Source organism: Dyadobacter sp. UC 10 (genome assembly GCF_008369915.1).
Taxonomy (GTDB): domain Bacteria; phylum Bacteroidota; class Bacteroidia; order Cytophagales; family Spirosomataceae; genus Dyadobacter.
Genome location: NZ_VSRN01000001.1, coordinates 5164423 through 5178595 on the forward strand (window position 1 = coordinate 5164423; position 14173 = coordinate 5178595).

At 46.1% G+C, this 14173-nt stretch carries 14 protein-coding genes; 9 read left to right on the forward strand and 5 right to left on the reverse strand.

Annotation, left to right across the window (positions count from 1 at the left end; translation table 11 throughout):
* Window positions 1-2: 2 nt before the first annotated feature.
* The gene (locus FXO21_RS21395; protein ID WP_149641986.1) at window positions 3-1916 is read left to right on the forward strand and encodes a penicillin-binding transpeptidase domain-containing protein; all 1914 of its coding nucleotides are present in this window, start codon (window positions 3-5) and stop codon (window positions 1914-1916) included.
* Between the two features lie 35 nt (window positions 1917-1951).
* On the forward strand, window positions 1952-3235 hold the full coding sequence (gene rodA / locus FXO21_RS21400; RefSeq protein ID WP_149641987.1) for a rod shape-determining protein RodA: 1284 nt from the start codon (window positions 1952-1954) through the stop codon (window positions 3233-3235).
* Window positions 3236-3338: 103 nt separating this feature from the next.
* Here the strand turns inward: rodA and FXO21_RS21405 are convergent, their stop codons facing one another.
* Complete coding sequence (locus tag FXO21_RS21405) at window positions 3339-3716, reverse strand: DUF423 domain-containing protein (protein ID WP_149641988.1); 378 nt, start codon at window positions 3714-3716, stop codon at window positions 3339-3341.
* 141 nt (window positions 3717-3857) lie between these two features.
* On the opposite strand from FXO21_RS21405, the gene FXO21_RS21410 reads away from it, so the two are divergent.
* Entirely contained in the window at window positions 3858-4925 is a 1068-nt protein-coding gene (locus FXO21_RS21410) for a glycosyltransferase family 9 protein (RefSeq protein ID WP_149641989.1), read from the forward strand.
* On the opposite strand, the gene FXO21_RS21415 is transcribed toward FXO21_RS21410, so the two are convergent.
* Window positions 4917-5579, reverse strand: a complete 663-nt coding sequence (locus tag FXO21_RS21415) for a YggS family pyridoxal phosphate-dependent enzyme (RefSeq protein WP_149641990.1) — start codon at window positions 5577-5579, stop codon at window positions 4917-4919. The two genes, FXO21_RS21410 and FXO21_RS21415, sit on opposite strands and share 9 nt — an antisense overlap.
* 141 nt (window positions 5580-5720) lie before the next feature.
* Here FXO21_RS21415 and FXO21_RS21420 point away from each other — a divergent pair, with 141 nt between their 5' ends.
* The 4 genes from FXO21_RS21420 (at window position 5721) to rplI (ending at window position 7904) form a co-directional block, all read left to right on the forward strand.
* Entirely contained in the window at window positions 5721-6662 is a 942-nt protein-coding gene (locus FXO21_RS21420) for a hypothetical protein (RefSeq protein WP_149641991.1), read from the forward strand.
* A gap of 138 nt (window positions 6663-6800) precedes the next feature.
* A complete protein-coding gene (rpsF, locus tag FXO21_RS21425) occupies window positions 6801-7181 on the forward strand; it encodes a 30S ribosomal protein S6 (protein ID WP_149641992.1) in 381 nt (126 codons plus the stop codon).
* 3 nt (window positions 7182-7184) lie between these two features.
* The gene (gene rpsR, locus FXO21_RS21430; protein WP_015811483.1) at window positions 7185-7436 is read left to right on the forward strand and encodes a 30S ribosomal protein S18; all 252 of its coding nucleotides are present in this window, start codon (window positions 7185-7187) and stop codon (window positions 7434-7436) included.
* Window positions 7437-7457: 21 nt separating this feature from the next.
* Window positions 7458-7904, forward strand: a complete 447-nt coding sequence (gene rplI, locus FXO21_RS21435; RefSeq protein WP_149641993.1) for a 50S ribosomal protein L9 — start codon at window positions 7458-7460, stop codon at window positions 7902-7904.
* A 135-nt stretch (window positions 7905-8039) separates the two neighbouring features.
* On the opposite strand, the gene lysM is transcribed toward rplI, so the two are convergent.
* The gene (lysM, locus tag FXO21_RS21440; protein ID WP_149641994.1) at window positions 8040-8498 is read right to left on the reverse strand and encodes a peptidoglycan-binding protein LysM; all 459 of its coding nucleotides are present in this window, start codon (window positions 8496-8498) and stop codon (window positions 8040-8042) included.
* 190 nt (window positions 8499-8688) lie between these two features.
* On the opposite strand from lysM, the gene FXO21_RS21445 reads away from it, so the two are divergent.
* A complete protein-coding gene (locus FXO21_RS21445; protein WP_149641995.1) occupies window positions 8689-10326 on the forward strand; it encodes a glycerol-3-phosphate dehydrogenase/oxidase in 1638 nt (545 codons plus the stop codon).
* Window positions 10327-10356: 30 nt separating this feature from the next.
* On the forward strand, window positions 10357-11403 hold the full coding sequence (locus FXO21_RS21450; protein WP_149641996.1) for a beta-ketoacyl synthase chain length factor: 1047 nt from the start codon (window positions 10357-10359) through the stop codon (window positions 11401-11403).
* Here the strand turns inward: FXO21_RS21450 and FXO21_RS21455 are convergent.
* Window positions 11400-12635, reverse strand: coding sequence for an NAD(P)/FAD-dependent oxidoreductase (locus tag FXO21_RS21455; protein WP_149641997.1), 1236 nt, complete (start codon window positions 12633-12635; stop codon window positions 11400-11402). The two genes, FXO21_RS21450 and FXO21_RS21455, sit on opposite strands and share 4 nt — an antisense overlap.
* A gap of 2 nt (window positions 12636-12637) precedes the next feature.
* On the reverse strand, window positions 12638-14164 hold the full coding sequence (locus FXO21_RS21460) for a phytoene desaturase family protein (protein WP_149641998.1): 1527 nt from the start codon (window positions 14162-14164) through the stop codon (window positions 12638-12640).
* Window positions 14165-14173 lie beyond the last annotated feature (9 nt).

Here is a 14173-nt window from a genome sequence, read left to right on the forward strand (position 1 = left end):
GAATGCTTGAAAATCGTCGCTTCGTTATTATTGGATTTTTCTCATTAGTAGGTTTAATATACTTATTGCGGCTCTTCTACTTACAGGTTCTTGACGAGACCTATTCCATCGAGTCGTCGAGCAATTCCATCAAACGTGTTATCGAGATACCTTTCCGCGGCCAGATCTATGACCGCAACGGAAAACTGATTGTTTATAATACCCCCGTTTACGACCTGTTGGTTACGCCTCACAAAGCCAGGGTCGACGATACGTTGCGTTTCTGTCAGGTTTTGGGGATTGAAAGGAGGGATTTCGATAGTTTAATGGCTGCGGCCAGTGCATATAGCCGGTATAAGCCCTCGCTTTTTTTACGACAACTGTCAAAAGAAGATTTTGCGTCTATACAGGACGTGATGGTCGATTATTCGGGTTTCGAATTTGCCAAAAGTTCATTGCGCACCTACACGGCACCTACACTGGCCAATACCCTGGGATATGTGAGCGAGATCACCAGATCGCAGCTTGAAAAGCAGGAAGAGCCCTATTACCGCCAAAGCGATTACATTGGTCAGAGTGGTATTGAGAAAATATACGAAAATGAACTGCGCGGGAAGCGGGGCACCAAGTTTGTCATGCAGAATGTCAGCGGGGTTTATAAAGGGCCCTGGAAAAACGGTGAGCTGGATACGATGGCAGTGGCCGGCGAAAATCTTTACACCGGAATAGATCTGGCAGTACAGCAATATGCAGATAGTCTGATGGTTAACAAAGTGGGAAGCGTGGTCGCGATCGAACCTAAGACGGGCAAGATCATCTCCATAGTTTCTGCGCCAACTTATGACCCTAATATCCTGGCGAGCAGGTATTTCTCCAAAAATTTCGCGGCACTTGTCAGAAATCCTTACAAACCGCTTTTCAACAGACCGGTCATGGCCAGTTACCGGCCAGGATCCACATTTAAGCTGATACAGGCACTGATTGGTTTGCAGGAGGGGGTTATTACGCCTGGAAGTGGATTCACGCATGCAAACTGTCCGATGGGCTGCCACGTTCATCCGGCTACCAGCACGGTTGCACTGGGGGTGATGCATTCCTGCAACCCGTATTTCTACAATGTTTTCCGCAGGCTTATTTATAAAAACAATATTAAGAATACGTTTAGGGCGTCCGCAGTCGGGCTGGACGAGTGGCACGACCGGATGAGCAAGTTTGGCATCGGCCAACGTCTGGGGATCGATCTTCCCAGCGAGTACAAGGGGAATTTGCCCGATAAAAAATACTATGACCGTTTTTATGGAGAGTATCGCTGGAAATTTTCCAATATCTATTCGCTGAGTATCGGAGAAGGGGAGTTGCTGATCACACCTTTAAAAATGGCAAACGTGGCGGCTATCATCGCGAACCGGGGCTACTACTATACGCCCCACGTGATCCACGGAATAGGAGACAAAAAGTTTGTCAAGCCTGAATACCTGGTGAGGCACGATAGCGGGGTAGACCCACATAATTTTGATCCGGTGATCGAGGGCATGATTGGTGCGGTGGAAGGAGGTACTGCGCGGAGATCGAAAGTGGAAGGGATCACGATTGCCGGGAAAACGGGTACGTCCCAGAATAAAAAAGGAGACGATAGTTCAATCTTTATTGCATTTGCGCCGGTAGAGGATCCAAAAATCGCCATAGCGGTATTTGTTGAATATGCAGGTGCAGGAGGTTCGGCCGCCGCGCCCATTGCCAACCTGGTAATCGAAAAGTACCTGACCGGAAAAGTGACCAACAAGGCGCTTGAAGAGCGAATGCTGAAAGCGGATTTTATGAGCAAAGTGATTCTGCCGGGACAGAAAAAACCAATTCCGGTCGATACTACCAAGAAAAAACCTGCAACTCCTGAAAAGCCTTCGGCCCAAAACAAGCCGGTCGCCGTCAATCCATAATATCAATTCAAGGATTTATAATTCCGAATATTTCAATGCCTGAAAATAAGCCTATTACGAAGAATGTAGACTGGATTGTGGTGCTGATCTACATTGCTTGCCTTGCTATTGGCTGGGTTAATATATATGCGGCCGTGTACAACCCGGAGGCGCAAACCAGCATGTTCGATTTTAATAACAATGCAGGGAAGCAGCTGATGTGGATTGGTACTGCGGCATTGCTGATCGTTTGTATCCTGGTGATCGATTACAAATTTTACGAAACATTCTCCTTCATTATTTACGCGGTGGTGATTGCATTGCTCGTAATAGTATTGTTTGCCGGCTCGAATATCAACGGATCGCGTTCCTGGATCAAGCTGGGGGCATTTTCATTGCAGCCCGCGGAATTCTCCAAACTGGCGATCAGTCTGGCGATCTCTAAATACCTGAGCGACCCGGCGATCAGTCTCACGCGAAAGCTCAAAGATTATTACCCGATCATGGGTATCATCGCATTACCTGCATTCCTAATTTTATTATCGAATGAAACGGGTTCGATGCTCGTCTTTGCGTCCTTCGCCGTGGTGCTATACCGGGAGGGGATGCCTGGTTTCATTCCTGCTATCGGCATGGTAATGGCCGCTTTGCTGATCATTACACTGCTTTTTGTCAAATGGTATATCGCCGGTGCGATCATCGTTATTGCAGGACTGGCGATCTGGATTATGCCGGTTATGACCCGCCGTCGGGGCGGTTTATGGGCGACGATCCTGATTTCGTTTGTGATGATCGGGATCGTTTTCGGGGTTGATTTTTTTATGAATAATGTATTGCAAAAACACCAGCGTGGCCGGATCATGGTACTCCTCGACCCGGATTCTGACCCGAGAGGTATTGGCTGGAACGTAATTCAATCCAAGATCGCGATCGGATCAGGTGGTTTTGCTGGAAAGGGTTTTTTGCAAGGTACCCAGACTAAATTTGACTTTGTCCCTGAGCAAAGTACCGACTTCATTTTCTGTACGGTAGGCGAGGAGCACGGGTTTATCGGTGCGGCAGTGGTAGTCTTTCTTTTTGTTTGTCTGATCTCAAGACTTGTCATTCTCGCAGAACGACAGCGAAGCCGCTTTGCGAGGGTTTACGGTTATTGTGTGGCGGGAATTCTCTTTTTCCACTTTATGATTAATGTCGGTATGACGATCGGTCTGATGCCGGTGATCGGGATTCCTTTGCCGTTTTTCAGCTACGGAGGTTCCTCACTCTGGTCCTTCTCGATTCTGCTGTTCATTTTCCTCAAAATCGATGCCCAGCGGCCGTTTACATTGTCCAGAGGTTAATGATCGAATGACTGAATGACTGAATGACCCAATGACCCAATTATTGAATGACCGAATGACCCAATGACCAAATAGCTTTTCATTCATTCATTCATTCATTCATTCACAATTTCCCAGCTGCCAGGATCAGCAATACCCAGCCGACAATCAAAGCCAGTCCGCCGATGGGTGCGGTGGCGCCAAACTTGGTAATGCCTGTGAAGCAGATCGCATAGAGGGATCCGGAAAATATGATCACACCGATCGCGAATGCATTACCTGACCAGCCGAGTAGTTTTACCGCATCTGCACCTGCGCGCTGCATTAATATACCTACGAGCACCATGGCCAGTGCGTGATAAAACTGGTATTTAACTGCTGTTTCAAATGTATCAGTCCGGCCGGAAGCTTCCAGCATTCCCTTCAAAGCGTGGGCGCCGAAAGCGCCGAGCGCTACTGCCAAAGCACCTAATATGCCGCCCGCCTGTATCATGAATTTCATAGAATTGTTCTTTTTAGTAAGCGGGTAAAGTTAGCCGCTGGCGAAAGGGCAACCAACGGTTTGTGCCAATTTTATTATATTGCGGCACAGGAGAGAGCGGACATTATTTTAACTCCGCCAGTCGCGCACAAGCTTACTCAAATGACGTTAGAACGCTTTATTCAACTCTGGACACACCGCTATCATAAATATTCCCACATTTTCGAAGCCCGTTTGCTAGGCTACCGGGCACGTTTACATTTTCAGGGCGTCAAGCGAAAATTAGAAAAAGGGCGGAAGCTGATCGCCATTGTCCGCACAGAACATTTCGGGGATATTATTGCTGCTGAGCCTATTTCTCGATATGTCAGGTCACTGCACCCGGATGCACATATTGTCTGGTTTGTCAAACCTGCATTTTATGAGCTGGTAGCATTTAATCCGGCGGTAGATGAAGTTTTCAAAGAGTTTTGCGTCACCCAGCGGCAGATTTTAATGGCGGGCAATGTATTCGATGAAGTGATAGAACTGCAATTCAGCAACAATAACCATTGCCCGAAATGCCAGGTCTTTATTGATAACCCCGTCGCAGTGCAGCGGGACATCACTATTTTCAATTATTTCGATTATGGTAACCTGCTGGAAGTTTTTGCACAAACAGGTAGCCTGATCCCGGCGAGAGCCAAGTTCCCTGCCGATGACCAGCCGAGATTGTATTTACAGGAAAGTCATCGCGCGAAAGTAGATCAGCTACAATTATCCGGGCGTTTTGTCGTACTGCATTGTCAGTCAAATTATAAGCCGAAAGACTGGCCCTCCGAAAGATGGGAAATGCTTGTAGCCTGGCTGGCAGCTAATTACGATTACCAGATTGTAGAGGTAGGAATGAAAAGCAGCCTGCAGGTGGACACAAAAGCTTACCACAATTTGTGCGGGCAGTTGTCGATCCTGGAAACTGCCGAGGTGATCCGCCGGGCGCAGTTTTTTATCGGACTGGACAGTGGCCCGTCGCATCTGGCCAATGCAACCGGCACTTTTGGGATGATACTGATGGGTGCATTGAATAATTTTTTGAATTACAATCCTTACTCAGGCACGTATGGGCGGCAGGAAAATGTAGTTTTGGTCCGCCAGCCTGAGCTGCCTTGCTGCGATCTGACTTTTGATTTTGTAAAGGAAAAGGTACAGGAAGTGCTGGACAAGAGCTCGAAGGTATCTGCGTTATCGTGAGCCAAAAATGGCACTGCCGACCCTGACGAGCGTGCTGCCTTCTTCGGCCGCCAGGAGGTAGTCGCCGCTCATGCCCATTGAAAGTTCCCGCATCTCAACCCACTCATTTTCATATTGTTTAAATGATTCGAAAAGCGCTTTGAGTCCCTTGAATTCCGACCTGATCACGTTGGTATCGTCCGTATTGGAGGCCATTCCCATTAAGCCTGCGATCTTTATATTGGATAAATCCGCCAGTTCAGATGAGGTGACGATTTCCTTTGCTTCTGCTTCTGAGAGACCGAACTTGGTTTCCTCGCTCGCGATGAAAATTTGTAGCAGGCACTCTATCGTGCGGTTGTTTTTGCCGGCTTCTTTATTTATTTCTTTCAGCAATTTCAAACTATCTACCGAGTGGATCAGCGACACGAAAGGCGCGATGTATTTAACCTTATTGCTTTGTAAATGGCCGATCATATGCCACGCAATGTCCCCGGGCAGTTCCTCGGATTTGGCTACCATTTCCTGCACTTTATTTTCGCCAAACCGCTTGGCCCCAGCCTCATAAGCTTCCCTGAGCACTTCCGCAGGCTTGGTTTTTGTTACAGCCACAAGCCGGGTTTCCTGTTTTAATCCTTTTTCTATTCGGGCAATATTTTCAGCAATAGAAGGCATTGATGGTAGTTAATTTTTTGAGAATTAAGGTTTTAAATAACAATATCCGGGATCTGGAAACAGAATTTAGATGTGGACATATTTCAAAATTGAAAAAAACATATTTCTTTTACCAACTTAATTAACAATTTAACCTTCTGTATGGACTACAACCAGGAACAAAAACAAGACCGAAAGACGCTTCTATGGGCAGCATTGGCTGTATTGTTACTGCTCAATTTGGTACTTGTTTATTTTATCTATCACGAAAAACAGGAGAACCTGGCGAAGGATGAGATCATAACTGCAAAAACGGAAGAAGTTTTATCCATTAAAACAAAACTGGATTCGATCTCCGCTGAGCTGGATGTCAAAATCGCGGAGATCCAGAAATTGGGTGGCAGCGTCGATTCGCTCGTAGCTTTGAAAGCGCAACTGGAAAAAGACAAGCAGGAGCTTAAAAATTCGACCACTTATTCGGCCGCCAATTACAATAAGAAGATCAAATCCTACGAATCTATATTGTCTGAAAAGGATAGTGAAATCGCCAATCTAAGGCAACAACTGGGTGTCGCTACCTCTAAGAACGAAGAGCTCAACGAAAAAGTGACCGGGCTGGAATCTGAAAAACAATTGTTGGCAGATTCTGTGACCAACTATTCGGTACAAAACCGCGAGTTGAGCGAAAAGGTAAATCTGGCCTCTGCATTAAGAGCAGAAGCATTGACTGTCAATGCGGTATCGTCGAAAGGTAAGGAGCGGCAGGGCGGTAAATACAAGGCAAAACGAATTGATAAGTTGCGCGTAAACTTCAAACTGGCTGAAAACGCAGTAGCGAAACAGAATGAAAAACAGATTTACCTGCGTATCCTCGATCCCGACGGTGCAGTGCTGTCGGACATGGCGACTGGCTCAGGCTCGTTCATGCACAATGGTAAGGAGTTGATATTCAGTTCTTCCCAGACCGTGACTTTCGATAACAGCAATCAGTCCGTTGATATTCTTTACGGCAGGGGAGGCATCCCGCTGAAAGACGGCAAATATGCGATCGAGCTTTATAGCGAAGGTTTTAAAATAGGCGAGGGCGATTTCACGGTGAAATGATCTGCTGCCGGCAATAACTTGCGTTCAATACTGTTGAGGACTTGGAATTTCGGTTTACAAATCCTATTTTTGCACCCTCATTTTGGTTTAAACCAAGGTGAGGGTTTTTTACTTTTATAAATACTAACAAATTACCGTATGTCTAAACAGTATGAAACGGTGTTCATTCTAACTCCCATTTTGTCTGAGGCCCAGGCAAAGGACGCCGTTGAAAAATTCACTACAATCCTTACCTCCAACGGAGCGTCGATTGTACATGAAGAGAACTGGGGATTGCGCAAGCTGGCCTACCCCATCCAAAAGAAAAATTCAGGTTTCTATCACGTAGTGGAATACACTTCGAATGAAGGAAATGTGGTGGATGTTTTGGAAACAGAATTCCGTCGTGACGAGCGTATTTTGCGCTTTATGACTATCGTCCTTGACAAGCATTCAATTGCTTACAACGAGAAAAAACGCAAAGGACTGGTAGGTAGGAAGAGAGAAGAATCTACTGAATCTAAAACCGAAAACGCATAAGCTATGTCACTAGTTAACGAACCGGTTGAAAAGAACATTAACCGTAAGAAATATTGCCGCTTCAAAAAAGCCGGTATCAAATATATCGATTACAAGAATCCTGACTTTTTGCTGAAACTTGTAAATGAGCAAGGTAAGATCTTACCACGCCGCCTTACAGGAACAAGCCTGAAATATCAGCGCAAAGTATCTCAGGCAATTAAAAGAGCACGTCATTTGGCCCTTTTGCCATTTGTTGCTGATCAATTGAAATAATACAGTAAAGAGCTACAAACAATGGAAATCATACTTTTAACCGATATAGCAGGAGTAGGTTATAAGAACGATATCGTGACCGTGAAGGCGGGATACGGTCGTAATTATCTTATTCCTCAGGGATTTGCGCTGTTGGCTAACACGTCCAACCGCAAAATCGTAACTGAGAACGTACGTCAGGCTGCCCACAAAGCAGAGAAGCTGAAAAAAGATGCGGAGGATATCGCATCGGCAATCGGCGATCTGACAATTGATATCAAAACAGTAGTAGGAGAAAGCGGACGTATTTTCGGCCGGGTTACCAATACGCAGGTTGCTGATATTCTGAAAGCAAAAGGATTCGATATCGACCGTAAGAAAATCACTGTTGACGATGTTAAGTCGATCGGCACATATTCTGCGACAATCGATCTTCACAAAGAAGTGAAACACAAAATCGCGCTGAATGTAATTGCGGCGGAGGATTAGTTTTAGCTGTTAGCTATTAGCAATTAGGTTTTAGCTTTTTAAATAGAAAACCGGGACGAGTATATAACTCGATCCCGGTTTTTTTGCTAACAGCTAACAGCTAACAGCTAACAGCTAACAGCTAACAGCTAACATTTAAATCGCCGGAATCCTCAATACCTGGCCCGGATATATCTTATCAGGATGTGTCAACATCGGTTTGTTTGCTTCAAAAATAACCGGGTACTTCATCATATCTCCATAAACGGTCTGTGCGATCTTAGATAGTGTGTCGCCTTTTTCCACAGTGTGATAGGTAGCCTCAGGTGCCGGAGTAGCCACTTTCAGGCGGTTGTCTACAACTTGTACTCCCTCTACATTACCCACTGCCAGCGCGATCTTTTCTGCGTCCTCCTGTTTTGCCACCTCGCCTTCCAACGTGACGGTGTCGCCTGCTGTTTTGACCGTGAGACTGTTGTAAGTAAGTCCTAATGCTTTCACGTGCGCAAGTAAGGCGCTGGCGCGTAACGGTTCAACTTCGGGAGCCGGTGCGGCAGCATCTTCTTTTTTAAATACCTTTTCGCCTGATCCTTTGAGAAACGAGAATAAGCCCATGTTTTTGTTTTTTAAATGGTAAGGTGATTGAATGGGGGAGAAGCACTTTCGATCTTTCCCACAACGGCAATTGCAATTATTATACCAGCAAAACTCAGAGATGAAATAGCCTCACTACACTTGTTTTAAACTTCAACTTTGTACTTTTGCAATCATTGAAATTAATGCCGACTTCTGTTCCCGCTACTGAATGAATCGCCCCGAATCCCTTAAAAAACTTAAAAGTGAAGAGTTTGATATATGTATTATCGGGGCTGGCGCGAGTGGTGCCGGATGCGCCCTCGACGCTGTTCTGAGAGGGTATAAAGTTGCATTAATTGATAAAAAGGATTTTGCCTCTGAAACTTCTTCCAGGTCGACAAAGCTTATTCACGGCGGCGTTCGTTATCTCGAACAGGCATTCAAAAAGCTTGATTTCGCGCAGCTTAAACAAGTCCGGCACGGGTTGGAAGAGCGGCACATAGTTCTTAAAAATGCCCCGCACCTGGCACGACCGCTCGCATTAATGACGCCTGTTGCTTCCTGGGTCGAAGGTTTGTATTTTAAAATCGGTTTACAGATTTACGATGCATTTGCAACCAACGATACGCTGCCCAAAAGTAAGTGGCTGACTAAAAAGGAGGTATTAGCCAAGATCCCGACATTGGATTCAAAAAAACTGCATAGCGGCGTGCTGTATTACGACGGGCAGTTGGATGATGCACGGTATTGTCTGGCTATCGTCCAGTCGGCAGCGGAGGCCGGGGCTGCTGTGGCGAATTATATGGAGGTATCAGGTTTTGGAAGAAGCCCGTCAGGGAAATTGAATGCAGTCGAGGCTATTGATACGCGCTCCGGAGAGAGATACGCAATCAAGGCGAAGCTTGTTATTAATTGTACGGGACCGTTTGCGGACCAAATCAGGCTCCTCGCAAATCCTGCGCTTACTGAGAGGCTTCGCCCCAGCAAGGGAGTGCATGTTGTGCTGCCAGCCGCTACGCTCAATAGTGAATATGCAATGCTTATCCCGAAAACCTCTGATGGAAGGGTCGTTTTTGCGATACCGTTTGAAGGCGCCACCATGATCGGAACAACCGACACAGATTATAAGGATGTTACAAGTGAGCCTACGCTGAACGAAGAAGAAAAGCGATATCTGGCAGATACCCTGAATCCTTATCTGGCCAAACCGATCAGATTAGAGGAGTTAAAGTCGGGCTTTGGAGGGTTACGTCCGCTACTTTCTGCCGACCCGGGCAAGTCAACGAAAAGTCTGGTAAGAGACCATGAAGTGGAGACAGACGAGAAGTCGGGCCTGATTAGCTTACTTGGCGGAAAATGGACGACCTACCGTTTGATGGCCAAGGATACCATCGACGAGGCCGATCTGTTTTTCTCAAAAACCAATACTTGCACGACCGATTCCTGCATCCTGGCAGGAGGTGAAAATTACAGCTTTGATTTATGGAAAAAACTGGCTGTTGCCTATAAGCTGCCTGACAATATTTGCCAGCACTTAACCCGGAAATACGGTTCCCGCGCAGATTATATTGGTCAGTTGACTTTGGATAACAATAGTTTGAAGGACAGGCTATTGGATCACCTTCCATACATCAGGGCAGAGGTGGTATACACAGTCCGGGAGGAAATGGCAGTGACCCTGCGCGATTTTTTTGCAAGAAGAATACGTTTGGAAATTACCGGCTGGCTCGAAACGCTGAGCGCGCTTCCTGTTGTGGCTGATTTGATGGCACGGGAATTGGGATGGAGTGACGATCAAAAGCAAAATGAGATTTCACATTATGCTGACCTGATCCAAAAGTTTATTTCCGATGCAAAATCAGCGTAAGTACCATACGTATTACCGTCATTTAAAAGAATGTATATCACTCAATCTGCCTGCATTTCGCCTCAACGAACCTTTGACAATGCTTTTCTCGAGGGTGATGTAAAGCTGTACCGTGGGGTCCGCTATGCGGCGATAGAACCGGAATATAGTCAACTGATTCCCGCAGGGCTGCTCAGGCGCATGGGAAAAGCTATCAGAATGGGCGTTGGGGCTGGACTACCGCTGGTAAGCGACAATGATATTGACGGGATCATACTGGGAACCGCAAATGGCGGCCTGGAAGATTGTCTGAAATTTTTGAACCAGATCGTCGATTTCAATGAAGGCACACTTACTCCCACCAATTTTGTGCAAAGTACGCCCAATGCAGTTGCCGGCAGTCTCGCGCTGATGAGCAAAACCACCGGGTACAATATAACGCACGTACACAAAGGACTCGCATTCGAAGCTGCGCTGATCGACGGTCTGATGCTGATGGAGGAAAAACGAGCATCCAGGTTGGTTATCGGTAGCGTGGAGGAGATATCCGACTATAACCACAACATCGACTCGCTGGGAGGGGCATTCAAGTCGGAAGAGCGAGGCGCTGAAACATTGTTCAGCTCAGGAACACCAGGCTCTGTTAACGGGGAAGGGGCGGCCATGTTTGTAATCGATGCCAAAAGAACGGGAACGAATGCGCCGCGAATTGTAGATGTGGCCCAAACAAGCTATTTGCCGGAAAGTGGGTTAGGGGAAAAGGTGATATCGTTTTTAGCCAAAAATAATCTTGAGCCGCAAAGCATTGACGCTTTGTTCATCGGTATGAGCGGAGATAGCCGCACAGATCACATCTATACCGATCTGCACAAAAAACTATTCCCCGCGACGAATTGCTATTCTTACAAAAATCTGGTCGGCGATTATCCTACCGCTTCCGCATTTGCACTGTGGCTGGCTGTTCAACTCTATGACGGCAAATCCTTGCCGGACCAATGCACGTACAACTTTTCAGAGAAGCGCGAAACCCGAAATGTATTGATATACAATCACTTCAAAGGGTTACAGCACGGATTGATTTTGCTTGCCAGTGACTAAATCTCTTGCTGCTCTTTCATTTTGATAACCTTGGCCAGAGTAGGCAATATCGTATCGTGTTTTTTTACAAATGGATTTGAAGTGTCCCAGACATATCCCGCCAGTACCGAGCAGATCTGATTTTTAATGTCCTGATCTATATACCTGGCGAAAACAATGGTTTGGAAATCACCGCTGTACCACCCGGAAACATAGCTTCTGAATACATCAATGCCTTTTTGAACTACATTCTCATACTCATTTTTCCAGTCGACCTTTTCTCCGCGTAAGTGCCGGTCGGTCATTTTGGCGGAAAGTAATCCGGAGGCTGTCGCGAATGTTACCCCTGAGGAAAATATAGGATCTAAAAATTCAGTGCTGTTGCCGGAAAGAACAAAGCCTTCTCCGTACATCGTTTTGACACCTACCGAATAGCCCAGAATGTGGCGAGGCTCGAATTTTAGTTCGGAGTCCTTGAACCGGCCATTCAGGTCTTCAAAATTGCGGATAAAATCCTTATACTTTTGTCCCTCGTTTTCGGCTAGTTCCACTACTTTTTCCTTATCGCTCACAATGCCGACTGAGGTAGAACCGTCAGAAAATGGGATTGCCCAGATCCATGATTTATTGTCGTCAAACGAATGGACAAAAATGTTGTTGCTGGCCTCCTCGGTTCTTTCAATATCTTCCAAATGTGAAAAAATAGCCCCTCTCGGAGTGAATGCCGATGGTTTACTCAGGTCGAACAGCCTGGGCAAAACCCTCCCGTAGCCGCTGGAATCGATAATGAAGCGACATTGAATGGTATGGCTATCGCCATTTACATCCCTGTACTCCAAAACCTGCTTATCCTCACTGCAGGCTACATGCAGTACTTCGCACTCGAAGTTGACATCAACGCCTTTTGCTCTCGTCGCCTCAGCCAATGTATTATCGAAATCGGCGCGTTTGACCTGCCAGGTCCAGGTCCAGCCTTTGGTAAATTGTTCCGAAAAGAAAAACTCGCAGCGTTTTTCGCCAAGCATAAAGGCTGCTCCGGTTTTTTTCTGAAAATTTTGCTTTTCCACAGCTTCAAGCAAACCTGATTCGCTCAGATGCTCCATGCAGCAAGGAAGCAAACTTTCGCCGATCTGGAAACGCGGGAATTTTTCTTTTTCTAATATGGTAACCTGGTAGCCCTGCTTTTGGAGGTAAGAAGCTGCTACCGTTCCGGCCGGGCCAGCGCCAATAACCACTACGTCAACTGTTTGCATAATTAAGCGTCCTTTACTTTTTGAATGAGTATATCTTTATCTACAAAGGGAAAACAGGTGATAAAGGCACTTACAGTGACGCCAAGTATCCCGTGAAGCGAAATATTTTGGCCTGTCAGGTGCAGGTTTGGAATTTTTGTTTTGGTATTGATCTGCGTTTTCGCGGGCGATACCGAATCTTTCATGATACCATACATAGAGCCATCTTTATTGCCGATATAATCCCGGAAAGTAAGCGGTGTCGCGCTGTGCACTGCTTTAATTTGTTCAGAAATTCCGGGAAATAGCTCTTCCATGCGACGGATAACCTGTGCTTCCTTTTCTTTTTTGAACTGAATATATTCCTCATGCCGCTCGCCCGGCTCTGCGATTGTGCTGAAAGATTTCTCCCATCTGGCGGTTTCCGAAGCTTTCATATAGGTCATTACCGACATGGAATCTGCATACTCGCCCGTCCTGGAAATGTGAGGGGTGCAGATAAAGCTGGTTTGCGGCCAGTTTTCCGGTTCGTAATCCGCAGTATCCCAAACATTGTCAGTATCATGGAAATATATATTATGGTTCAGATATTTAAATGTTTTTTCTTTAAAAGTGATGTGTACCAGAAAAGTAGAAACCGTGTTTTCAAGTCCCTGTATCCGGCTTTTATAAACGTTCAGAAACCTTTCCTGTCCAAAAATATCAATCGTTACTGCCGGATGCACATTTGATATAAATTGCTTTCCCCTCACGCGTTCGCCGTTTTCTAAAACTACTTCCCGTACGAGACCGTCTTGATTGTAGTTGGCCGACACCACTTTTTTATGTTTAACTATTTTCCCGCCGTTCTGCCTCACGATTTTACTGAACTGGATCGCGATCTGGGAGCCTCCGTCGGTAAGTTTGTAAGCGCCCGACAAGTAACTTTTCATAATCAATGCGTGCACATAAAAAGGCGTCTTACGCCTCGTTCCTGCATACAGCAGGTTGGAGCCCGCCAGCACATTACGCAGCCTGACATTATCAGTCAGCGAAGCGATATAGTCGTGCGCATTGATCGTCAGAATGTCGCTTTCCAGGTAGTAACCGTCGGACGCACTTTCCAGATTATAAAGCGGAAACTTAGTGCATATCTCTAATATTTTCGAGCAATACTTATTTATCGCATCTTCTTCTTCGGGAAAAAAGGAAATCAGGTTTTTGGCAAACTGGTCAAATCCCTGAGTGTAAGGGTATTCCTCGCCATCCGCAAACCGGATCACATCGAACTGCTCATCGAGTCGTTTCAACTTCAGTTTGTCGAGAATACCGAAATATTTGAAAAACTGGTGCAGATTTTCGCCTTCATCCAAACTACCCACGTAATGGACGCCGGTATCGAAAATGCTTTTTCCCCGGCTGTAAACCTGCAAGTGCCCGCCGATCTGGTGATTTTTTTCCAGTACAATCACACTATAATTCTCCATCGACAAAATAGCAGCACATACCAGCCCTCCCAGGCCGCTTCCCACAATGACGAAATCGTACTCTCTTTCTAACGACGACAGCATTTTATAGCC